The sequence below is a fragment of the Actinomycetota bacterium genome (assembly GCA_030774015.1).
Lineage (GTDB): Bacteria > Actinomycetota > UBA4738 > UBA4738 > JACQTL01 > JALYLZ01.
In genome coordinates this window covers 1-19,721 of sequence record JALYLZ010000092.1, presented here as the reverse complement: position 1 = coordinate 19,721, position 19,721 = coordinate 1, and the positions used below count along the sequence as shown (strand labels likewise).

Below are 19,721 nucleotides of genomic sequence, written 5' to 3'. Positions count from 1 at the left end.
GCGCCTCGCTGCTGGCTCGAACGCTCTCGGCGGTCGCCGCCCGGCCCGGTGCCGGCCTGGCCGGCGGGCCGGCTGTCTCCGTGGTCACCACCGTGCTGGACGAGGGCCCGGTGGTGGACCGGCTGCTGGAGGCGCTCCTGCCCCAGCTTCGGGAGGACGACGAGCTGGTGGCGGTGGACGGGGGATCGGGGGACGACACCGTCCAGCGGATGGCCCGGTGGGCGGAGCGCGACCCGCGAATCCGGGTGCTGGTCGCGGACGGGACCAACATCTCGGAAGGACGCAACGCCGGGGTCCGCGAGGCCCGCCACTCCGTCGTCGCGTTCACCGACGCGGGGTGCGTCCCCCAGCCGGGGTGGCTGGAGGCGCTCCGGGCCGCGTTCTCCGAGGACCCGCCCCCCGTGCTGGTCACCGGCACGTTCCGGGCCGCCGCCACGACGCCGTGGGAGTCGGCCATGGCCGTCTCCGGCTACCGGGACCCCGAGGAGGCCCGGGCGCCGTCGCCGCTGGTCCCGGCGGTGGCCAGGTTCATGGGTTGGGTATGGGACCCCGCGCTCCCCACCGGCCGGTCCATGGCGGTGTCGAAGAGAGCGTGGGAAGCGGCGGGCGGCTTCCCCGAGCACATGGCGACGGGGGAGGACTTCACGTTCGGCCGCAGCGTCGCGGCATCGGGCGGCCCGGTCGTGCTCTCGGCGGACGCCGAGGTGACGTGGTTCCAGCGGCCCACGGTGGGCTCGACCGCGCGGATGTTCTACCGCTACGGGATCGGCAGCGGCGTGTCCGGGGACCCCACCCTGGTCGGGCGGGACCTGGCGCGGGTCGCCGCGTACGCCGGAGCGGCCGCGCTGGCGCTGCGGGGCGGAAGGGGAGCCAGGCTGGCCCTCGGCGCCGGGGCCTTGTTCCACCTGTGGCGGCCGTGGAAGCGGGCCGCCCGCCGGCCGCAGCCGGTGGCGGTCGCGGCGCTGTCGCCGTTCGCCATCGCCCTCAAGGACCTGGCCAAGGCGGCCGGGTGCGTCCGGGGACTGCTGGCCCGGTGGGGCGTCGCCGGTGTGGAGGACCGCGCTCCCCGTCCCCAGGAACGCGCCGCGCATCCCGGGGCCGATGTCCGTCCGGCCGCCGGGTTGGGCGCCACCCCGGCCGGAAACGGCTCAGCTGGTGCCGCCCCATCCTCCTCCCGGACCGGGCCGTTGCCGGGCCAAGCGCGCCGCCAGCCGGCGGATCCCGGGGCGACCGGCTGACATCCGTTCCAGTCGCGCGTACCCCGGCAGGAGCTTCACCCCGAAGGTCACGGCAGAGTCCCGGGTGTTGATGGCCCTCCTGGGCACGGTGAACCGCCCGCTTCCCTCCTGCACCGAGAACGCCACGGCGTAGCCGGCGTCGCGGACGGCCCGGACGGCGGCGTCGTCGAACTTGCCCTCGGGATAGGCGAACGCCCGCGGCGTGGTCCCCAGCACGGCGGCCAGCTCGTCCTGGGACCGCACGACCTGGGCGTACAGCTCCTCGTCGGTCAGCCCCGGCAGCGTGGTGTGGTCCATCCCGTGCACGCCGACCTCGACCCCGTACTCCGGAAGCTCCTTGACCTGCTCCGCCGTGAGCAGCGGCTCCCCGCCCGACTGGACCATCCACTCGGACGCGCTCCCGAAGCGGCCGGGGCACACGAACGCCACCGCCGGCACGCCGTAGCGCTCCAGCAGCGGCGCGGCGTCATCGAGGGTGGACACGTATCCGTCGTCCATGGTCACCAGCACGGATCGCACCGGCCACCGTCCCCGGTCCCACCCGGCCAGGTAGGCGTCGAGGTCGAGGGGTCGGTAGAGACGGCGGATCAGGCGGAGGTGGCGTTCGAAGTCGGCCACGGGGACGAACAGGTTCTGTGGGTCGGCATCCGGGGTCCGGGTGCCGAAGCCGTGATACATGAGCACGAGCGGGGCGGGGGACATTCGGGCGGCCTCGGCCGCGGAGTCTACACGGGGCTCCGCCGTCACCCGGGGAAGCGGCTCGCCCCCCTTCAGCAGCCGGAAGAAGCGTCGCCGGCGTCGATCGTGCAGGTGTCGGGGCCGGAGCCGCCGGCGACCGTGTCGTTGCCGCCGACGTGGTCCTTCCCGACCAGCACGTCGGAGCCGCCCCCGCCGAGCAGCTGATCCGAGCCGCCGCCGCCCGTCAATCGATCGGCCCCGGCGCCGCCCCGGATCACGTCGTCGCCTCCGCGGCCCGCGATGACGTCGTCGCCGCCACCGCCACAGATGACGTCGTCACCGTTGGTGCCGGTCAGCACGTCCGGTCCGGCCGTCCCCACGATCGTGCACGCCGCGGCGGCCGGGCCGTGCGAGTGGGTGTGTCCCGTCGACGCCGTCGTGTTGGACCCCAGGTAGCCCTGGAGCGCGGTGTAGGCGGTCGTGGTGTCGAGGCTGTGGGTGAGGAGGCCGAAGTTGTCCTGCTGCGGGCTGCCCTCGTCGGTGTCGCGGTCGTTGTACCAGAACACGTTCTTGACGTAGGGGAAGTTCTGGCCGACGTAGGCGATGGCCCGGGTCAGGTAGTCGGCCTGCTGCGCGGCGGTCACTCCCAGGTTCCACGGCTGCTCGGTTCCCGAGTTGGGGTGCGCGGACCAGCCGAACTCGGTGAACCAGATGGGCTTGGCCCCGTCCCGCATCTTCTCCATCAGCGCGTGGACCGCCGCTACGTGCGACATCAGCCAGATGTCCGTGCCGTCGGTGTCGGGGGTCTCCGGCGGGAGGTCGGCCTGTCCCTGGTAGGGGTGGGTGGCCAGGACGTCGAAGTACCGCTTGCCACCGGCCTTGTACATCGACTGGAGCCACGTGGTGTCGTTGTACGCTGTTCCGCCCAGCACGACCTGGGCCTTCGGGTCGCCGGCCTTGAACGCCGGGTACGCGGCCTTCAGCAGGCCGACGTACTGGCCGGCGGTGCCGTTCCAGAAGTAGCTCTCGTTGGGCTCGTTCCACACTTCCCACGCCGAGACCCGCCCCGCCCAGTGCTGGGCTGCCCACTTCGCGGCGTCGGCGTAGTCGGCGGTATTGGTGGGCGGCGTGGAGAGCCCGGCCCCGCCGTTGGCCCAGGTGGGGGTCCACCACAGCACGGCCAAGACCTTCAGCCCCTTGGCCACGGCCGCGTTCACCGCGGCGTCGACGTCGTCGACGTACCACTGGCTGTAACAGCCGCGGCAGTACTCCTCCAGGGCCGACCAGCCGATGTCGATGCGAACCCACCCCACGTGGGCGGCCGCCAGCTTGTCCGCGACATCCGTGCGTTGCTGGTCGGTGTAGTCGCTCCACGCGCCGTGGAAGTTCACCCCCACCGCGGGAAGGGCCGCGGCGACGGAAGACCGGGGGGCCGCCAGCGCCGGGGCCGAACGGGCCACCTGGAGCCCGATGACGAGGGTGGCCGTGACGGCCAGGGCGGCGATCCGGCGAGCGGTCCTGAACGTGGTGGGGCGAACGGCATGCATTACCTTTCCGGTCGGTGCGAAGTGCCTGCCTCCTTGACCCGAAACGGCGATTCCGAGACAAAGATGGGCTGGTCAACGGGGGTGTAGGGCCATCGGCGTACCCCCCGGAGCCGTCGGGGTACACCGACCGGTACCTTCCGTGTGCCGGGGGAGATCGGCCGCGGCGCGGCGCCTCCGGGCCGACCGGCTGCTCAGCGGAGCGGCCGGCCTCCGGAGACCTACTCCGAACCCTCCAGGAACGGTTGGTCCGTCTGCTCCGGGCCTTCGAGCTGCTCGTCCGCCGCAGGGCCGGGCTCCGGGGCCAGCCACGCCGTGGGGGCGGGGATGGGCGGTGGGGTCCACTCGCGCTGGATCGCGTCGATGCCCTCCTCCGCCGAGGCCGCCGCCTCGGCCAGGGGCGCGAACGCCGTCCGGATGCGGTCCGGGATCTCGGAGACCTCCGAACGCATCTGCTCCACCCGGCCGTGGAAGTCCGCCAGCGACGCCCCCAGGCTGTCCTTCCACACGGAGAAGCTGGCCATGGCGGCCCGGAGCTCGCGCCAGTGGAGCTCGGCCTCGGCCATGCGGCGCTCGGCCTCCGCCAACCGGGCATCGGCGGTGGCCAGTCGCTGCTCGGCGAGCGCGCCGGCCCGTTCCATCAGCTGCGTGGCCGACGCCTCGGCCTCGGCCATGCGCTGCTCGGCGGCCGTCCTGGCCCGTTCCGTGATCTGGGCGGCGGACTCCTCGGCGGACTTCAGGATCCTCGACACTTCCTCGCTCACCGTGTCCGAGTCCGGCCGGTCCGGCCGGGGCGGGGGCTCGACGTGCGGAACCGCCTCCATCCGAGCCCGAAGATCCGCCTCGCGCTGGAGCCCCTCCTGGACCTCCTCCGCCAGCCGGGCCTCGCGCTGGCGCCCGGCTTGCAGCTCCGCCGCGAACCTGGCCTCACGCTGGCGCGCTGCCTGGAAGCCTGCCTGGAGCTCCGCATGCTGCTGGAGGGCCGACTGGAGCTGGGCCTGGAGCGTCCGCGCGGCCTCGCCCTGCGCCTGGGCCCCCCTGGCGGCCTCGGCGGTGCTCTCGAGCTGCCCCCGCACCCTGCCCAGCTCGGCCTCGTGGGCTTTCAGCCGGTCCGCCGCGGCGGTGAGCTGCTCCTCCGTGGCGGCCGCCCGGCGCTCGGCGGCCTCGGCTCGGTTCTCGGCCTGGCGGACGAGGATGTCGCGGTCGGAGATGGCCTGGTTGACGGAGGTCCGCCGGTAGCCGAACAGGCCACGGCCCATCCCCGGCGGCTGGTTGCTCATGCGTTCGTTCGGCTCCTCGACGTCGGCACCAGATATTGGCCTCGGCCAAATGGAACGACAACTTGAGGTACGGGCTAGGCCCGCAGGCGGAGGGATCCACCGAGCGGAGCCGGCCCGGCCCGGCCCGGGCTCGGGTTCAGCTCACCACGCGGCCGAACCGGACGCCGCGCGACGGCACGCGCACCAGCTCCTGCCGGCGGTTGCGCACCAGGTAGGTCTCGGCGGCCCGGTCGTACGCCTCGAGGGTCCCCACGGCCTCCCCCAGGTAGCCGTTCGGAAGCTCGAACTGGAACGTCACGCGCTTCCCGACGTCGTCGGGCGACACGTAGTTCTGCGATGGCGTGGGCATCGGACCGAAGCCTACCGCTCGACCCGGACGATCGCGTCGGGGGACGGCTCCGGGTAAGCCTCCGGGTGCACCGCCCAGGCCAGGGTCTCCAGCCCGTCCACGATGCGCGGCCCCGGCCGCGAGAAGTACGCCGACGCGTCCACCGCGAACACGCTTCCCTCCCGCGCGGCCGGCGTGTTCGCGAAGTCGGGGTTCCCGAACAGCCGGAGCGCCTCGTCCTCCGCCTCGTCCAGGTAGTAGCCGCAGGGCATGAACACGACGACCTCGGGCGTCGAGTCCGCGATCTGCTTCCACGTCACCTGGCGCGAGGGCTGGCCCCTCTCCGAGAGCAGGTTGGTGCCCCCGGCGATCTCCACCATGTCGGGGATCCAGTGCCCCCCCACGAACGGCGGATCGGACCACTCCAGGGCCAGGGCCCGAACTGAGGGGACGCCCAGCGCGGTCCGCCGGATCCGCTCCACGCGCTGCCGGAGCGACGAGACCAGCTCCCCGGCTCGATCCTCCGCTCCCAGCAGCCGCCCCACCGTGGAGATCGTGTCCAGGACCTCCTCCAGCGTGTTCGGGTCGAGCGACAGCACCTTCGAGGTGACCCCCAGCTCGGCCAGCGCGTCCTCCACCTGACCGCTCGGCACCGCGCAGACGCGGCACAGGTCCTGGGCCAGGATGACGTCGGGCTGGATCCGCTGGATCAGGGCCTTGTCCAGCAGGTACAGCGGGTCCTTCTGGTCCATCCTGGCCCGCACGGCGTCATCGATCTCCCGAGCCGACAGCGGACGGCCGGCGGGGAGCGCGGACCGCGACACCACCGGCTTGTCGCGGGCCTCCGCGGGGTAGTCGCACTCGTCCGTGACCGCTTCCAGCTGATCGCCCAGGCCCAGCGCGAACACGATCTCCGTGCCCGAGGGGAGCAGCGAGACGATCTTCACCGGGGAAGTGATCCCAGGCGAAACGGGCTCTCCAGGAACTGCCCCAGGTCGCGCAGGGCCCGTCCGGCCTCCGCGCCGTCCAGCAGGCGATGGTCGAACGAGAGCGAGAGCGTCATGGCCGGGCGAACCGCCACCTCACCGTCCACCACCAGCGCCCGAGGTTCGATGACGCCGACCGCCAGGATGGCCGCCTGCGGGAAGTTGATGATCGGCGTGCCGAACTCCGAGCCGAACGTCCCCACGTTGGTCACGGTGATGGTCCCGCCGGCCATCCGGTCCGGCCCGATGGTTCCCTTCCGGGCGGCCTGCGACAGCGAGCCGATCTCGGCGGCGATCTCCAGGATGCTCTTGCGTCCGGCGTCCCTCACCACCGGGACCAGCAGGCCCGCGTCGGTGTCGCTGGCGATGCCCACGTGGCAGTCGCGGTACAGGACCATCTCGCTTCGCTCGGCGTCGAAGCTCGCGTTCAGCTTGGGGTGCTCGCGCACGACCTCCGTCAGGGCCCGCACGATGACCGGAAGCGGGCTGATGCGCGCGTCGGACCCCCCGGCGACGTCGCGCCGGAACTCCTCCAGCCAGTGGGCGTCCACCGTCAGGAAGGTGGTGACGTGGGGGATCTCGCGAGCGGACCGGGCCATGTGCTCGGCGATGAGCCGCCGGGTCCCCCGGACGGGGATACGCTCGGCCTCGCCACCCGGCGCTGCCGCTTCGGCTCCTGCCGTCGCCGCGCCGGCGGCCTTCTCCACGTCCTCCCGGGTGACCCGGCCCCCCGGCCCCGTCCCCGGTACCGCCGCGAGGTCGACGCCGAGATCCTTGGCCAGCCGGCGCACCGGCGGCGAGGCAGGAACGGGTCCGGTGCCCTCCCGGCGGCGGCCGGCCGCGGCGGGACGAGGCTCCGGCTCCTCCTCCGCCACGCCGTAGCCGACCAGCACCGGCCGCCGCTTCGGGGCGTCGGGCGTGGGTGCCTCCTTCGCGGGCGTGGCCGCCGGGGCCGCTCCTGCCGAGCCAGCCGAACCACCGGCCTCCTCCACCTCGATCGTCACCAGCGGCGCCCCCACCTTCACCACGTCGCCCTCGGCCGCGTGCAGCTTGGCCACGACGCCTCCGAACGGCGAGGGGATCTCCACCAGGGCCTTCGCCGTGTTCACTTCGACCAGCGGCTGGTTGAGCTCCACGCGGTCGCCCTCCGAGACCCGCCACGTCACGACCTCGGCCTCCTCCAGCCCCTCGCCGAGGTCGGGGAGCAGGAAGTCCTTCGCCGCCATCAGTACTCGACCGTCCGCCGGACCGCCCGCGCGATGCGGTCCACGGTGGGGAGGTAGTGCTCCTCCAGCGTGGCCGGCGGGTACGGCGTGTCGTAGCCGGTCACCCGGATGACCGGGGCCTCCAGGTGGTCGAACGCCTCCTCCATGATCCGCGCGGACACCTCGGCGCCCATCCCCAGGGTGAGCGGCGCCTCGTGCACCACCACCGCCCGCCCCGTGCGCCGGACCGAGTCCGCCAGCGCCCGGACGTCCAGCGGCACCAGCGTCCGGAGGTCCAGCACCTCCGCCTCGACGCCCTCGTCGGACAGGCGCGCCGCCGCGCCGAGCGACCGCGCCACCATCGCCCCGTAGGCCACGATGGTGCAGTCGCTGCCCTCGCGGACCACCCGCGCCGCGCCGATGGGCGGCCCGTCCGCGGACGGCTCGCCGGACTCCTTGGACCAGTACCGGCTCTTCGGTTCCAGGAAGATCACCGGGTCCGGGTCCCGGATCGATCGGACCAGCAGGTTGTAGGCGTCGAGGGGCGAGGACGGCACCACCACCTTCAGCCCGGCGGTGTGCGCGTAGTAGGTCTCCGGGCTCTCCGAGTGGTGCTCTGCCGCGCCGATCCCCCCGGCGAACGGGATGCGGATCACCACCGGCACCCCCTGGCGCCCCCGCGACCGGTAGCGGTACTTTGCGATGTGCGAGATCACCTGGTCCAGGGCGGGGTAGGAGAACCCGTCGAACTGCATCTCGGCCACCGGACGCCAGCCGGCCAGGGCCAGGCCCAGCGACACGCCGGCGATGGCGGATTCGGCCAGCGGCGTATCGAAGACGCGTTCCGTCCCGAACTCGTCCTGGAGCCGGTCCGTGACCCGGAACACCCCGCCGAGCTTGCCCACGTCCTCGCCCAGCACCAGCACCCGCTCGTCGTCCCGCAGCGAGTCCCGGAGGGCCTGGTTCAGCGCGCCGACCATGGTCAGCTCAGCCATCGCCGTCCCCCACGACCTCGTCGCGCTGGCGCTGGAGGTGCTGCGGCAGCTCACCCTCGAACACCCACTGGAACAACTCCTCCACCGGCCGCGGCGCCGACGACAGCACGCCCTCCCTCAACCGGGCCATGGCGTCCTTGGCTTCCTGCTCGCATGCCTCGGCGAACCCGTCGTCGAGGAGGCCACGCGCTTCCAGGAACCGCCGGTATCGCTCCAGGGGATCGAGGGCCTTCCACCGCTCGATCTCCTCGGCCGGCTGGTACCGGCCGGCGTCGTCCGCCGTGGAATGCGGGCCCAGCCGGTACGTCACCGCCTCGATGAGCGTCGGCGTGCCCTCCTCGCGGGCTCGGGTCGCCGCCTCCTTCGTCACCTGGTACACGGCCAGCACGTCGTTGCCGTCCACCTGGACGCCGGGGAACCCGTGCGCCCCTGCCTTCTTCCAGATGGGCGCGACGGTCTGGCGCTCCACCGGGACCGAGATGGCCCAGTGGTTGTTCTGGCAGAAGAACACCACGGGGGCGCCGAACACCGCGGCGAAGCCGAACGCCTCGTGGACGTCGCCCTCCGAGGTCGCACCGTCCCCGAAGTACACCAGCGAGCAGTCGGGCTTCCCGTCGAGCTTCAGCCCGAGCGCGTATCCCACCGCGTGCAGGGTCTGCGAGCCGACGGGCACCGACACCATCCCGAACCGGTGCTCGGTGGGGTCGTACGTCCCGCCGTGCCAGGTGGCCCGGTAGAAGTGCAGGTACTGGACCAGGTCGACCCCCCGCACCAGCGCGGCCCCCAGCTCCCGGTACGACGGGAAGATGTAGTCGGCCGGCCCCAGCGCGAACGCGCTCCCGACCTGCGCCGCTTCCTGGCCGATCAGGGGCGGGTACACGGCCAACTCGCCCTGTCGCTGGAGCGCGGTGGCCTCCAGGTCGGCCCGCCGCGTCAGCAGCAGGAGCCGATACAGCTCCCGGAGGTCCTCGTCCTTCAGGCCGAGGTCGGCGGGGTCGACGGACGCGGAGTCGTCGTCGCCGATCACGCGATAGGGGGTTTCGGGTTCCATCGTGCTCTCCATGCCGGACGGAGGGAGTCTAGGGGTTGCTCACCACACCGCACGGGGTCCAGCGGAGGACCGCCCGGGCACCCAGTACCGGCGGAGCCTGGTGATGCGCTCGATCCGGGCAAGCGCGAACCGGTCGGCGGCCTCGTTGGTGGGGACGTCGTGCTCCCGCGCGATGGAAAAGACCTCGCGGAGGGTCCGGTAGATGGCCTCCACCCGGCCCATGGCCCGCTCGCGGTCGTAGCCCCGGAGCTCGTCCGCCACGTTGATCAGGCCGCCCGCGTTGATCACGTAGTCGGGCGCGTACAGGATGCCGGCTTCGCGGAGAGCCGACCCGTGCTCCGGCCGCTCGAGCTGGTTGTTGGCCGACCCCGCCACCACCCGGCACTTCAGCGAGGGGATGGTGTCGTCGCGGATCACTCCTCCCAGCGCGCACGGCGCGAAGACGTCGCACTCCTCGGCGTGGATCTTGTCCGGGTCCGCGGTGTCCACGCCGAACTCGCGAACCGCGCGGGCCACGGCGTCCACGTCGACGTCCGAGGCCACGACGGTGGCGCCCGCCTCCGTCAGCAGCTTCACCAGGTGGTAGCCGACCTTCCCCACGCCCTGCACGGCCACGCGCCTGCCCGCCAGGGAGGAGTCCCTCCACACCTCCTCCGCGCACGCGATGAGTCCCTTGAACACGCCGAACGCGGTGACCGGCGAGGGGTCGCCCGATCCGCCCAGGGCCGGCGACACGCCGGTGACGCTGCGGGTCTCCCGGCGCACGACGTCCATGTCCTCGCCGGTGGTGCCGACGTCCTCCGCCGTGATGTAGCGGCCCCGCAACGTGTCGATGAACCGGCCGTAGGCCCGCAGCAGTTCCTCCGTCTTGATGCGCTTGGGATCGCCGATGATCACGGCCTTGCCGCCGCCCAGGTCCAGCCCGGCCGCCGCGGCCTTGTAGGTCATGCCTCGGGCCAGGCGGAGCACGTCGCGCAGCGCATCGTCCTCGGAGGGGTACGGGTAGAAGCGCGTCCCGCCGAGAGCCGGCCCCAGGGCCGTGGAGTGGATGGCGATGATGGCCCGGAGCCCGGAGGGTTGATCGTGGAAGAAGACGACCTGTTCGAACTCCTCGCCGAGCGCTTCGAATACCCCCATCAGTTCGCTGCGGGCCGATCGATTTCCATGTCGCTCGAGCGCGGCACGGGGCCTCCGGGAAGGCGGGGACGCCGGTGTGGAACGGCCTCAACTATATCCGATCGCGCCCGCGGACCACCGGTTCGCGCCGGAAGCCGGCCTCTGGACGGGGGAGTCTGCACTCCTATAATGCGCGCGGATGTTTCCCTGCGCGTACCTTCGAGTGTTCCAGCCCCTGGAGGCGTTCCCGACCGAGGAGCGCGGACACTGGGAGCGCTACATCGTGGCCGGCGGGCGGGCCCGTCCGTCCCGTCCGATCTACCGCGAGCGTTCCGCCGTCCCGCAGGGCCGTATCGGGCTGCTGTCCTCGGCCGAGGGCGATCACGCGGACGTCCGGCTGATCGACGGCTCGTACTACGTCTGTCCCTGGCGGACGCGCCTGCGGGAGCTGGCCAGCCTGCTGTCCCTCCGGGAGTCCGCGGCGCCGGAGATGGTGGACGCGTTCGTGCCCGAGGCCGAGGCCAGGCGGGCAGCCCGGGAGCTGGCCCGGATGCGCCGGCGCCAGCCCAAGGCCGTGCCGTTCATGCTCCAGAGCCCCTGGCACGTGCCCATCCGGTGGTTCGTGCTGTTCGCCGACGACGAGCGCCGCCTGGCGGAGACCCCGGACGGGTTCCGCCTGACGTACGTGACGCAGGTCCCCACGGCGCGCAAGCGCGTGGACGGGGCGCTGTCGGCGCTCCGGCGCTCCGAGCTCGCGCCGCTCTCGGACCTGGTGGGCGACCTCGGCCGGTGGCTGGCGTCGTTCGACCACCGCTCGGTCCTGGAGCTCGACTACGCGGGCGTGTCCAACCTGTTCGGGTGGGACGAGCTGGACAACGACCACAGCGTCCGGGAGGTCCAGGAGTCGGTGAGCGCGCTTCGGGCCGGCGACCTGGCCCAGGCCGCGGAGCTGTACCAGTCCGTGACCGGGCGGTGGGCCGAGGTCCGGAGCCACGAATCGCTCAACTGACCCCTTCATCCCCGGCTTCCGGGGCAGCTTCGCGAATCGGACGAAAGCGCCTCTTTTCTTCCTTGTCCCAGAGGGCACGTTCGCGTCATAATGGCGCATAAGCGGTACAAGCGAACTGGGGGCGGAGGAGGGGGACGGGTGAAGACGCAGGAGATCACGGAGAAGCTGCTCACGCCGGCGGAAGTGGCGAGCATGTTCCGGGTCGATCCGAAGACCGTGACCCGGTGGGCCAAAGCGGGGAAGCTGTCTTCGATCCGGACGCTGGGAGGCCATCGCCGCTACCGCGAGAGCGAGATACGCAACCTCATCGACGGGTCCACGTCCCGGTCCTGACGATCCCTGAAGTGGCGAGGGGCAGAATCGAACTGCCGACACCGCGGTTTTCAGCCGCGTGCTCTGCCAACTGAGCTACCTCGCCCCACCCGCCCCGCCCGGTCGCCCTCGGGCACGGCGCGTCCACGATGCTGGCGGTCCCGACGGGATTCGAACCCGCGACCTCCACCTTGACAGGGTGGCGAGCACGGCCAAGCTGCTCCACGGGACCATATTCGATTGCGTGCCCCCAGCGGAATTCGAATCCGCGTCGCCGCCTTGAAAGGGCGGTATCCTGGGCCGCTAGACGATGGGGGCTCGGATTTCGGGCTTCCCCCGGCCCGACCTGGCGGCGGCCGACCGAGTATATCGCCGCCCGAGGTCCCCGATCAGCGGGCGTTATCTCAGGTCCCGTCCGGCTCCACCGGCACCAGGCGGTCTCCCTCGCGCGGCCCGGCCCCGGCGGCGCACTCCAGGACGTGCCGGGTCCCCCGCGGCCACAATGAGAGCCGGCCCGGCCGCATCGTGCGCACGGCGATCACGCGCAGGGACGCGTCGAGGAACGCCACGTCGATGGCGAACCGCATCCCGACCGTGTGCACCGATCGGGTCCGGACGAACAGCATCGCGTGCCCCGGCGGGGGGCTGTCACGGCCCAGCAGCCCCCGGATCCGCTCCCGGGCGGTCTGAGGCACCTCGACCTCCCAGCGGCGACCTCGGGTGTCGAGCATGGTGCGACGGATCACGACCGTCAGGACCGTAGCACCCCCCACTGACACGATCGGCATGCCGTCAGCGGAGGCCCGCGGCCAGCCGCTCCACCAGCGCCCGCTCCTCCGGCCCGAACCACGGCGGCGCGCCCGCCGCCAAGTTCTCCCGGGCGTGCCCGGGGCTCCGGGTGGCCGGGATGGCCACGTGGACCCGGCGATCGGACAGGATCCACTTGAGCAGGGCCTGGGTCCAGGTGAGGACCCCGAACGGCTCGAGCGGACCCAGCGCCTCGCCGCTCGGCCCGGGGAGCAGCGAGCCCTCCCCGAACGGGCGCATCACCACCACGCCGAGCCCCAGCTCCTCCGCCAGCGGAAGGACCTCCCGCTCGGCCTCGCGCTCGAACGGGCTGTACGGGATCTGGACGGCCTGGATCCGGCCCGATCGCATCACGGCCGCCAGCTCGCCGAACGCCGAGGCGCTCCAGTGCGTGGCTCCGAGCAGGGCGATCACGCCTCGGTCCCGCTCCCGCTCCAGCCAGTTGAGCTGCTCTCGCCACGCCACCAGGTTGTGCACCTGTTCCAGCTCGATCCGTCCACCGAAGTACCGGAGCTGCGCCGCCAGCTGTTCCCGGCCCTCCTCCACCGACCGCGCCCAGATCTTGGTGGCGACCACGACCTCGGCCCTGCGGTCGCCGAGGGCCTGCCCGAGCACCGCCTCCGCCCGCCCGTACATGGGCGAGGAGTCCACGAACGGCCCGCCGCCCTCCAGCACGGCCTCGACCACGGCATCGGCCACCGGTTGCCGCTCGGCCGGAAGGTCGAACGTCTGCCACGTGCCCAGGCCGACCACGGGCACCTCGGGACCGCTCGCGCCCAGCTTCCTCCGCTCCATCACGTGGATGCATTCTGCCCTGCGCGGCTGGACCGCATTCCAAGCGCCGGCCGGGCCGCATCCCGAGCGCCGCGAAGGCGCCGAGTCCCTACGGGGCGGGCGCGGCGGTGAAGCTCGCCATCATCTGTTCCGCCTGCCCGACGGTGTCCGCCGCCACGTCCGGCCCCAGGGCCACGTGCATCTCGAAGTAGCGCCCGGCGTCGGAGAACAGGTAGGCGCGTGACGGTGCCGCGGACGCGCACTGCCACCGGTCGGGAGGGGTCTGGAGGTCGATCGAGGGAGGCGGCCCGCCGGCCTCGAAGTCCCCCTTGTTCCCGGGGTCGGCGTACTCGTCCACCCACACGAGCGCTCCGCCGGCGGGCAGGGCCCGCAGTGCCGGCTCGGGGCCGCACTCGCCGCCGGCGGGGAAGTCCCACGTCCCCCACGCCGCCACCACTCGCGGGTCGGAGGCGCTCGGGACCGGGTCCTGGCGCTCCACCCAGCCCGCCGGCAGGTTCACCGAGACGGGCGCCTGCGGCGCGGGGCTGACAGGGGGCTGGGTCCACCGGGGCGAGGGCGGAGGGTCGATCTGGAGCGTGGCCAGCACCTCGTTGGCCCGAGCCAGCTGGTCGGCCGACACGCTCGCCGTCCCGAACTCGACCCACAGCGCGAACTCCCGGCCGGAGGTGGCGAACGCCCGGTAGAAGAGGGTGTGGCCGGGCGGCGGCGACGTGCCGTCGTCGCTCACCTCGCAGGTCGGACAGGCGTCCTCGGGGCGGATGGAGATGGGGAGCGCGACCGGCTCGTAGTGGGCCGCCACCGCGTCGTTCTCCGTCAGGACGATGAACAGGTCGTCCGGGCCGAGCAGCTTGCGCGCCGAGGACCCGTCGTAGAGGTCGGTGATCGGAACCGTCGACGTCTCCAGGACCGGCACGCTCGAGGACCACTGGGTCAGCGTCCCGTACCAGCCGGCCGGACGTTCCATGCGGATCCCGAACTCGTCGAACGCGTCGGTGGTCACGGGTGGAGGCGGGACCACCAGGCGGGCCACCTCCAGGTTGGCCTCGGCGACCAGCGCGTCGCTCGGGTTCTTCGTGCCGAACAGCGCGGTCACGTTGATCCACCACCCGTTCACCGAGGCGTTCAGCACCGACATGGACAGGTCCTCGCGGGCCTGGCCCTCCCATCCCGAGAACGGCTGCTGCTCGAGCTGGAGCGGAAGGGTCCGCGGAGGGAAGTTCCCGCTCGAGGGGAGGGCGTTCCTGGTCTCCAGCGGGAGCTCGGCCATGATCACGATCCCGTCCGGCGGGACGGTCTTGACGGTGTCTCCCGGGTAGCCACTCGGGTAGACCTGGCCCACTCCCGGCGTGGTGTCGCCCGGAGCGAACGGGACGTTGGCTGCCCACGCCTGCGGAGCCCCCGGGAGGTCGGCCAGCGACGGGTCTGTCCGGACCACGTTCCAGCCGGGAGCGGAGTCGAAGTCGAGAACGGGCGAGGGCGTCGCCGTCGGCGTCGTCACGTTCACGGGCGTCCGGCGCTTGCCCGGATGCTCACGAAGCAGCCCAAGCGCCCCGAGCGGCACCAGGACCCCGGCCACCGCCACCGCGGCGGCCACCGTCGTCGCCACGGCTCGCCTCCGCCGGAGAGTGCGGGCCCGGCGACGAACCGGCTCCAGGGCAGGAGCCGGGACGGGAACCCGCTCCAGCGCCTCCCGTTCCCGCGTCAGGACGTCGTGACCTTCAGCCATCGCCATCGCCTTTCTCTTGGGCCGGCACCGGGCGAAGTCGCGGGTCCCCCAGATCGCGGGCCAGCGACGCTCGGGCCTTGGCCAGGTGCGCCCTCACCGTTCCCTCCCGGCATCCCATCGCGCCGGCCACCTCGGGAACCGGTAGCCCCGCGAGGTAGTACAGGACCACGGCGGTCTGCTGCCGCCGGGGCAGGGCCCGAACCGCGCCCCGGACGTCGAGCAACAGGTCCAGGTCGGCCCGGGGACTCGCCTCCACCGGCTGGGGCGTCGGAGCTCTCCGGCGAAGCGACCGCCGCGCCACGTTCAGCGCCGTGGTCATGACCCAGCCGGCCGCCCACCGCTCGCCCCGAAGCCGCCGCCACCGCGACAGCGCCCGGGCGAACGCTTCCTGCGTCGCGTCCTGGGCCAGCTCCCGGTCGCCGCACAGGGCGAACGCCGCGCGGTACACGGCCGGGAACTCCCGCTCGTACAGCTCCTCGAAGCCGGTGTCCGTGACGTCCCGCTCCTCTCATCCCACGCTTCAAGTCCCCGCCACACCGACTCGCTTACCGGCCCGACGGTTTCATTCCATGCTGAATGGTGCGGCGGCTGCGGGCGACGACCCCGACGTCCTTCGCATGGAGAACCTGGACACCGACATCCCGCCCCCCGCCGCGGCGCTCGAGGCGACCAGGGCCGCGATCGGCGAGGACGAGGCGAACAGCTGGCTGCCGTTCACCGGACGCGACGACCTGAAGGAGGCCGTGGCCGCGTACATCGAGCGCCGCGGTGGGCCGCGGTACGACGGGCGCCGGGAGATCGTGATCACGAGCGGGGAGGGGGATGCGATGCTCGACGCCCTCTTCTGCCTCACCGATCCCGGTGCCGAGGTCGTTCTCACCGACCCCACGTACGCGGGGATGGTGAACCGGGTCCGGCTGGTCGGGGCGGTCCCGCGGCTCGTGCCACTGCACGTGGCCGAAGGGGCATGGCGGCTCGACCCGGAAGCGCTACGAGCCGCCGTCACCGACCGCACGCGCGTCGTGTTCATCAACAACGCCTCGTTTCCATCCGGCTGGGTCGCCAGTGAAGGGGAGTGGGACGCCGTCGCCTCGATCTGCCGCGAACGAGATCTGTGGCTCCTCTACTGGGGTGGGTTCGAGGGAGTCCTGTTCGACGGCCTCCCGATCCGGCATCCGGCGGCGCTCCCGGGCATGCGCGACCGCACCGTCACGGTGGGCTCGTCGTCGCTCGAGCAGCGCATGATCGCCTGGCGCATCGGCTGGGTCGTGGCGCCGGGAGACCTCGTGAACGACGTCTCGCGCGTGCAGATCTACAACGGCCTGGTCCCGAGCGGATTTGCCCAGATCGGCGTGCGCGTGGCCCTCGGCGTGCCCGACGAGGACCTGGCGGCCGCGAACGCCGAATGGCAGCGGCGGCGCGACGAGACGCTTCGACAGCTCGACGGCCTCCCCGTGACGCGTCCGGCGGGCGGGTGGTCGCTGCTCCTCGACGTCGCGGCCCTGGGGCTGAAATGCACGGAGTTCTCCGACCGCCTGCTCGCACAGAAGGTCGCCGCCACGCCCCTGCGCGGCTGGGGCGGCGAGGTCGCCGACCGCCACGTCCGGTTCGTGTTCAGCAACGAGCCCGTGGAGCGTCTGGCGTCGCTGGGTGACCGCGTCCGCCGCGCCCTCGCGGCCGCCGGCTGAGGCGAGGAGTCAGCTCGCAGATCGCCGCCTCGGTCTCGGCAGCGGTCTGGGGGGCAACTCTCCGACCGGTGGGAGCGGCGTGCATGGGCCGGGCCCGTGGGTGGGCCGGGCAGGGTTCGAACCTGCGACACGAGGGTTAAAAGCCCCCTGCTCTTCCGCTGAGCTACCGGCCCGAAAACGTGTGCAGTGTATCGGCCGGCGGGAGCCCGCCCGGAAGGCGAAGGCTACGAGGCGTTGGCCGCGCGGGGAACGTCGCGGCCGGGGGCGGCGTCCAACCCCCGTCCTGACCAAGGGGAGCGGCCCATGAAGGCTCGAATCGGAATCGCGGTTGGCATCGCGGCCGTGGCGATCACCCTCGCCGCGGTCGTTCCATCACTGGCCTCCCCGGCGCGGCCCACGGCGCCGGCGACCTCCAGCACCGCACCGGCCATCGGTGCGGTCGGCACCGGCAGTGTCCCCGCCTCTTCCTACGGGACGGCCCGGCCGTCCGGAGGGAGCCAGGTCCGGGTCCTTCCCGGCATCCCGTCCATCGCCTGCCCCGCCGTGTACGCTCCGTGCCCCCCGCCGGTCGGCGTGCCGGGCGGCGCGAACACGGTCACGGTGACCGGCACCGGGACGGTGACGTCCCAGCCCGACGAGGCCGTGCTCGGCCTGGGAGTTCGCACGCAGGCCTCCGACGCGGCCGACGCACTCAAGGAGAACGCGACCCGCATGACCGCGGTGATGAAGGCGCTCCAGGACCTGGGGATCAAGTCCGACGACATCACGACGACGTCGGTGACGCTCAACCCCAACTACTCGAACGACGGGTCCTCCATCACCTCCTACGTCGCGGAGAACGACATCTCGGTCACGCTCCACGACCTGTCCCTGGTGGGGACCGCCATCGACACCGCGGTCGCCGCGGGGGCGAACGTGGAGAACGGCATCACCTTCCAGATGTCCGACGCGAACAGCGGGCTCACCGACGCGCTGAAGCAGGCGGTGGCGGACGCACGGTCCCAGGCCGCAGCGCTGGCCGACGCCGCCGGGGCCAAGCTCGGCGGCGTGGTCTCCATCACGGAGGGCGGCGCCCAGTCCCCGATCCCGTACGCCTTCGGCCCCGAGGCCGGCGCCGCCACGACGCCGGTCAACCCCGGACCGGTGCAGCTCCAGGTGTCCGTGACGGTGGTCTGGGCCCTCCAGTAGGGCGGTGGCGGGCTGGTCTACTCCTCTCGCGTGGAGACCGGGCCGGCGGGCCCCTCGGGGGGACGGGTCCTCCCGTAGGCGTTCGTGATGGGAAGCCGGCGGTCCCGTCCGAACGCCTTCGGCGTGATCTTGACCCCCGGCGGAGCCTGCCGGCGCTTGTACTCGGCCCGGTCGATCATCGCCACCACCCGGTCCACCAGTGCCGCGTTCGCTCCCGCCGCCACGATCTCCTCCGGCGAGCGATCCTCCTCCACGTACGCCTCGATGATGGGGTCGAGCTCCTGGTAGGGAGGAAGGGAGTCGGTATCCCGCTGGTCCGGCCGGAGCTCCGCCGACGGGGGCTTCTCGATCACGCGCTCGGGGATGGGAGCGGGATGGGACCGGCCGTTTCGCCACCGGGCCAGCTCGTACACCAGGGTCTTGGGGACGTCCTTGATCGGCGCGAAGCCGCCCGCGAGGTCGCCGTACAGCGTGGAATACCCCACGGCCATCTCGCTCTTGTTTCCGGTGGCCAGCACCAGCATCCCGAACTTGTTGGACAGCGCCATCAGCATGTTCCCGCGGATGCGGGCCTGGAGGTTCTCCTCCGCGACCCCTTCCGGCGTGTCCCGGAACAGCTCCTCCAGCGCACCCAGGTACGCCTTGAACACGTCGTCGATGCGGACCTCGTCCAGCCGGATGCCCAGGCGGCCGGCCAGGTCGACGGCGTCCTCCACGCTCTCGGCCGAGGAGTACGGCGAGGGCATGGCCAGGGCCCGGACGCACCCCGGCCCCAGCGCGTCGGCCGCGAGCGTGGCCACCAGGGCCGAGTCGATGCCACCCGACAACCCCATCACCACCTCGCGGAACCCGTTCTTGCGGACGTAGTCGCCCAGCCCCACCACCAGGGCGCGATAGACCTCCTCGACACCTCCCGGCCACGCGGGGCGCCGGGGGTCCGGCGGCTCGGGCTTCGCGGTGCCCTCGATGGACGGGCCCGGGTAGTCCGGGGGAGCCTCCGGCACCTCGATGTCCACCACCAGGAGGTCCTCCTCGAACATGGCCGCGTGCCAGCTCATATCTCCATTCGGAGCAACGACCATCGAGCCGCCGTCGAAGACCAGCTCGTCCTGCCCGCCCACCGCGTTCACGTAGACGATCCAGGCGCCGGTCTCCCTTGCCCGGGCCCGCACCACGTCCAGGCGCTCGATGCTCTTCCCCCGGTAGTAGGGAGACCCGTTGATGTTGGGGATCACCGCCGCGTGCATCCGCGCGTACTGCTCCCACGGTGGACCCGGCCACCAGGCGTCCTCGCAGACGGAGATGCCGAGGGCCGAGGAGCCCAGCCGCACCGGGCACGCCGCCTCCCCCGGCACGAAGTAGCGCTGCTCGTCGAACACCCCGTAGTTCGGCAGCCGCACCTTGTGGTAGCGGGCCACCACCTCGCCGTGGGCCAGGAGCCCCGCCGCGTTGTGCAGGCCTCGCTCCGTCCGGTCCACGAACCCCGTCAGGACCGCGGAGCCGCCGGCCGTTCGGCGAGCCAGGTCCTCCAGCGCCTCCAGGTTGTCCCGCACGAACTGGGGCCGCAGCACCAGGTCCTCGGGCGGGTAGCCGGTGACCGCCAGCTCGGGGAAGCAGACCAGGTCGGCCCCGGCCTCGGTGGCCCGGGCCGTCCACTCGACCATCTTGTCGACGTTCCCGTCGAGGTCCCCGACGGTGGAGTTGATCTGGCCGAGGGCGATGCGGATCACGACGAAAGCTTAGTGACCCGGGAACGCGGTGGGGCGGGGCCGAGC

Annotated in this window: 18 protein-coding genes, 4 tRNA genes and 1 pseudogene; 5 read left to right on the top strand and 18 right to left on the bottom strand. The window is 72.5% G+C overall.

The features are described from left to right. The first annotated feature begins 113 nt into the window (after positions 1-113). Positions 114-686 (top strand): annotated as a pseudogene (locus M3Q23_09180) (glycosyltransferase). Between the two features lie 462 nt (positions 687-1,148). Here M3Q23_09180 and M3Q23_09175 read toward each other — a convergent pair. The 9 genes from M3Q23_09175 to M3Q23_09135 all read right to left on the bottom strand — a co-directional run bounded on the left by M3Q23_09175 (position 1,149) and on the right by M3Q23_09135 (position 10,442). Continuing rightward, positions 1,149-1,940: a polysaccharide deacetylase family protein gene (locus M3Q23_09175; protein ID MDP9342251.1), complete on the bottom strand. Its 792-nt coding sequence runs from the start codon at positions 1,938-1,940 to the stop codon at positions 1,149-1,151. 68 nt (positions 1,941-2,008) lie between these two features. Continuing rightward, positions 2,009-3,463 carry a cellulase family glycosylhydrolase gene (locus M3Q23_09170; GenBank protein ID MDP9342250.1) on the bottom strand — a complete coding sequence of 485 codons (1,455 nt, stop codon included), beginning with the start codon at positions 3,461-3,463 and terminating at the stop codon, positions 2,009-2,011. Between the two features lie 218 nt (positions 3,464-3,681). Next, positions 3,682-4,740 (bottom strand): hypothetical protein, encoded by a 1,059-nt coding sequence (locus tag M3Q23_09165; GenBank protein MDP9342249.1) that lies wholly within the window; start codon positions 4,738-4,740, stop codon positions 3,682-3,684. Positions 4,741-4,876: 136 nt separating this feature from the next. Continuing rightward, positions 4,877-5,089 (bottom strand): hypothetical protein, encoded by a 213-nt coding sequence (locus M3Q23_09160; GenBank protein ID MDP9342248.1) that lies wholly within the window; start codon positions 5,087-5,089, stop codon positions 4,877-4,879. A gap of 11 nt (positions 5,090-5,100) precedes the next feature. Next, positions 5,101-6,015, bottom strand: a complete 915-nt coding sequence (locus M3Q23_09155; protein ID MDP9342247.1) for a cobalamin-binding protein — start codon at positions 6,013-6,015, stop codon at positions 5,101-5,103. Further along, positions 6,012-7,280: a 2-oxo acid dehydrogenase subunit E2 gene (locus M3Q23_09150; protein ID MDP9342246.1), complete on the bottom strand. Its 1,269-nt coding sequence runs from the start codon at positions 7,278-7,280 to the stop codon at positions 6,012-6,014. Before M3Q23_09150 ends, M3Q23_09155 begins: the two co-directional genes overlap by 4 nt. Next, positions 7,280-8,254, bottom strand: coding sequence for an alpha-ketoacid dehydrogenase subunit beta (locus tag M3Q23_09145; protein MDP9342245.1), 975 nt, complete (start codon positions 8,252-8,254; stop codon positions 7,280-7,282). Before M3Q23_09145 ends, M3Q23_09150 begins: the two co-directional genes overlap by 1 nt. Then, positions 8,247-9,305 (bottom strand): pyruvate dehydrogenase (acetyl-transferring) E1 component subunit alpha, encoded by a 1,059-nt coding sequence (gene pdhA, locus M3Q23_09140; GenBank protein MDP9342244.1) that lies wholly within the window; start codon positions 9,303-9,305, stop codon positions 8,247-8,249. Before pdhA ends, M3Q23_09145 begins: the two co-directional genes overlap by 8 nt. A gap of 39 nt (positions 9,306-9,344) precedes the next feature. After that, on the bottom strand, positions 9,345-10,442 hold the full coding sequence (locus M3Q23_09135) for a leucine dehydrogenase (protein MDP9342243.1): 1,098 nt from the start codon (positions 10,440-10,442) through the stop codon (positions 9,345-9,347). A 178-nt stretch (positions 10,443-10,620) separates the two neighbouring features. Here M3Q23_09135 and M3Q23_09130 point away from each other — a divergent pair, with 178 nt between their 5' ends. After that, entirely contained in the window at positions 10,621-11,430 is an 810-nt protein-coding gene (locus M3Q23_09130) for a hypothetical protein (GenBank protein MDP9342242.1), read from the top strand. Between the two features lie 192 nt (positions 11,431-11,622). After that, positions 11,623-11,763 (top strand): BldC family transcriptional regulator, encoded by a 141-nt coding sequence (locus M3Q23_09125; protein ID MDP9342241.1) that lies wholly within the window; start codon positions 11,623-11,625, stop codon positions 11,761-11,763. 12 nt (positions 11,764-11,775) lie between these two features. Here M3Q23_09125 and M3Q23_09120 read toward each other — a convergent pair. From M3Q23_09120 to M3Q23_09090, 7 genes are all read right to left on the bottom strand, one after another. After that, positions 11,776-11,848 (bottom strand) — tRNA-Phe (locus M3Q23_09120). A gap of 47 nt (positions 11,849-11,895) precedes the next feature. Beyond that, positions 11,896-11,974 (bottom strand) — tRNA-Asp (locus M3Q23_09115). Between the two features lie 13 nt (positions 11,975-11,987). Further along, positions 11,988-12,060 (bottom strand) — tRNA-Glu (locus M3Q23_09110). Between the two features lie 86 nt (positions 12,061-12,146). Next, on the bottom strand, positions 12,147-12,473 hold the full coding sequence (locus M3Q23_09105) for a DUF192 domain-containing protein (protein ID MDP9342240.1): 327 nt from the start codon (positions 12,471-12,473) through the stop codon (positions 12,147-12,149). A 61-nt stretch (positions 12,474-12,534) separates the two neighbouring features. Further along, the gene (locus tag M3Q23_09100) at positions 12,535-13,344 is read right to left on the bottom strand and encodes an aldo/keto reductase (GenBank protein ID MDP9342239.1); all 810 of its coding nucleotides are present in this window, start codon (positions 13,342-13,344) and stop codon (positions 12,535-12,537) included. A gap of 88 nt (positions 13,345-13,432) precedes the next feature. Beyond that, complete coding sequence (locus M3Q23_09095) at positions 13,433-15,070, bottom strand: hypothetical protein (protein ID MDP9342238.1); 1,638 nt, start codon at positions 15,068-15,070, stop codon at positions 13,433-13,435. Beyond that, positions 15,063-15,518, bottom strand: a complete 456-nt coding sequence (locus tag M3Q23_09090; protein ID MDP9342237.1) for a sigma-70 family RNA polymerase sigma factor — start codon at positions 15,516-15,518, stop codon at positions 15,063-15,065. The genes M3Q23_09095 and M3Q23_09090 overlap by 8 nt, the downstream gene beginning before the upstream one ends. A 121-nt stretch (positions 15,519-15,639) precedes the next feature. Between M3Q23_09090 and M3Q23_09085 the strand changes: the two genes are divergently transcribed. After that, positions 15,640-16,758 carry a pyridoxal phosphate-dependent aminotransferase gene (locus M3Q23_09085; GenBank protein ID MDP9342236.1) on the top strand — a complete coding sequence of 373 codons (1,119 nt, stop codon included), beginning with the start codon at positions 15,640-15,642 and terminating at the stop codon, positions 16,756-16,758. Between the two features lie 101 nt (positions 16,759-16,859). Here M3Q23_09085 and M3Q23_09080 read toward each other — a convergent pair. Next, positions 16,860-16,931 (bottom strand) — tRNA-Lys (locus M3Q23_09080). 130 nt (positions 16,932-17,061) lie between these two features. Between M3Q23_09080 and M3Q23_09075 the strand changes: the two genes are divergently transcribed. Then, positions 17,062-17,946, top strand: coding sequence for an SIMPL domain-containing protein (locus M3Q23_09075; protein MDP9342235.1), 885 nt, complete (start codon positions 17,062-17,064; stop codon positions 17,944-17,946). Between the two features lie 17 nt (positions 17,947-17,963). Here the strand turns inward: M3Q23_09075 and M3Q23_09070 are convergent, their stop codons facing one another. Further along, the gene (locus tag M3Q23_09070) at positions 17,964-19,676 is read right to left on the bottom strand and encodes an NAD+ synthase (GenBank protein MDP9342234.1); all 1,713 of its coding nucleotides are present in this window, start codon (positions 19,674-19,676) and stop codon (positions 17,964-17,966) included. Positions 19,677-19,721 lie beyond the last annotated feature (45 nt).

Coding starts and splice junctions, on each gene's coding strand:
- M3Q23_09175 (MDP9342251.1), bottom strand. CDS start 1,940: ATGTCCCCCGCCCCGCTCGTGCTCATGTATCACGGCTTCGGCACCCGG.
- M3Q23_09170 (MDP9342250.1), bottom strand. CDS start 3,463: ATGCATGCCGTTCGCCCCACCACGTTCAGGACCGCTCGCCGGATCGCC.
- M3Q23_09165 (MDP9342249.1), bottom strand. CDS start 4,740: ATGAGCAACCAGCCGCCGGGGATGGGCCGTGGCCTGTTCGGCTACCGG.
- M3Q23_09160 (MDP9342248.1), bottom strand. CDS start 5,089: ATGCCCACGCCATCGCAGAACTACGTGTCGCCCGACGACGTCGGGAAG.
- M3Q23_09150 (MDP9342246.1), bottom strand. CDS start 7,280: ATGGCGGCGAAGGACTTCCTGCTCCCCGACCTCGGCGAGGGGCTGGAG.
- M3Q23_09145 (MDP9342245.1), bottom strand. CDS start 8,254: ATGGCTGAGCTGACCATGGTCGGCGCGCTGAACCAGGCCCTCCGGGAC.
- pdhA (MDP9342244.1), bottom strand. CDS start 9,305: ATGGAACCCGAAACCCCCTATCGCGTGATCGGCGACGACGACTCCGCG.
- M3Q23_09135 (MDP9342243.1), bottom strand. CDS start 10,442: ATGGGGGTATTCGAAGCGCTCGGCGAGGAGTTCGAACAGGTCGTCTTC.
- M3Q23_09130 (MDP9342242.1), top strand. CDS start 10,621: ATGTTTCCCTGCGCGTACCTTCGAGTGTTCCAGCCCCTGGAGGCGTTC.
- M3Q23_09125 (MDP9342241.1), top strand. CDS start 11,623: ATGTTCCGGGTCGATCCGAAGACCGTGACCCGGTGGGCCAAAGCGGGG.
- M3Q23_09105 (MDP9342240.1), bottom strand. CDS start 12,473: ATGCTCGACACCCGAGGTCGCCGCTGGGAGGTCGAGGTGCCTCAGACC.
- M3Q23_09100 (MDP9342239.1), bottom strand. CDS start 13,344: ATGGAGCGGAGGAAGCTGGGCGCGAGCGGTCCCGAGGTGCCCGTGGTC.
- M3Q23_09095 (MDP9342238.1), bottom strand. CDS start 15,070: ATGGCTGAAGGTCACGACGTCCTGACGCGGGAACGGGAGGCGCTGGAG.
- M3Q23_09085 (MDP9342236.1), top strand. CDS start 15,640: ATGCTGAATGGTGCGGCGGCTGCGGGCGACGACCCCGACGTCCTTCGC.
- M3Q23_09075 (MDP9342235.1), top strand. CDS start 17,062: ATGAAGGCTCGAATCGGAATCGCGGTTGGCATCGCGGCCGTGGCGATC.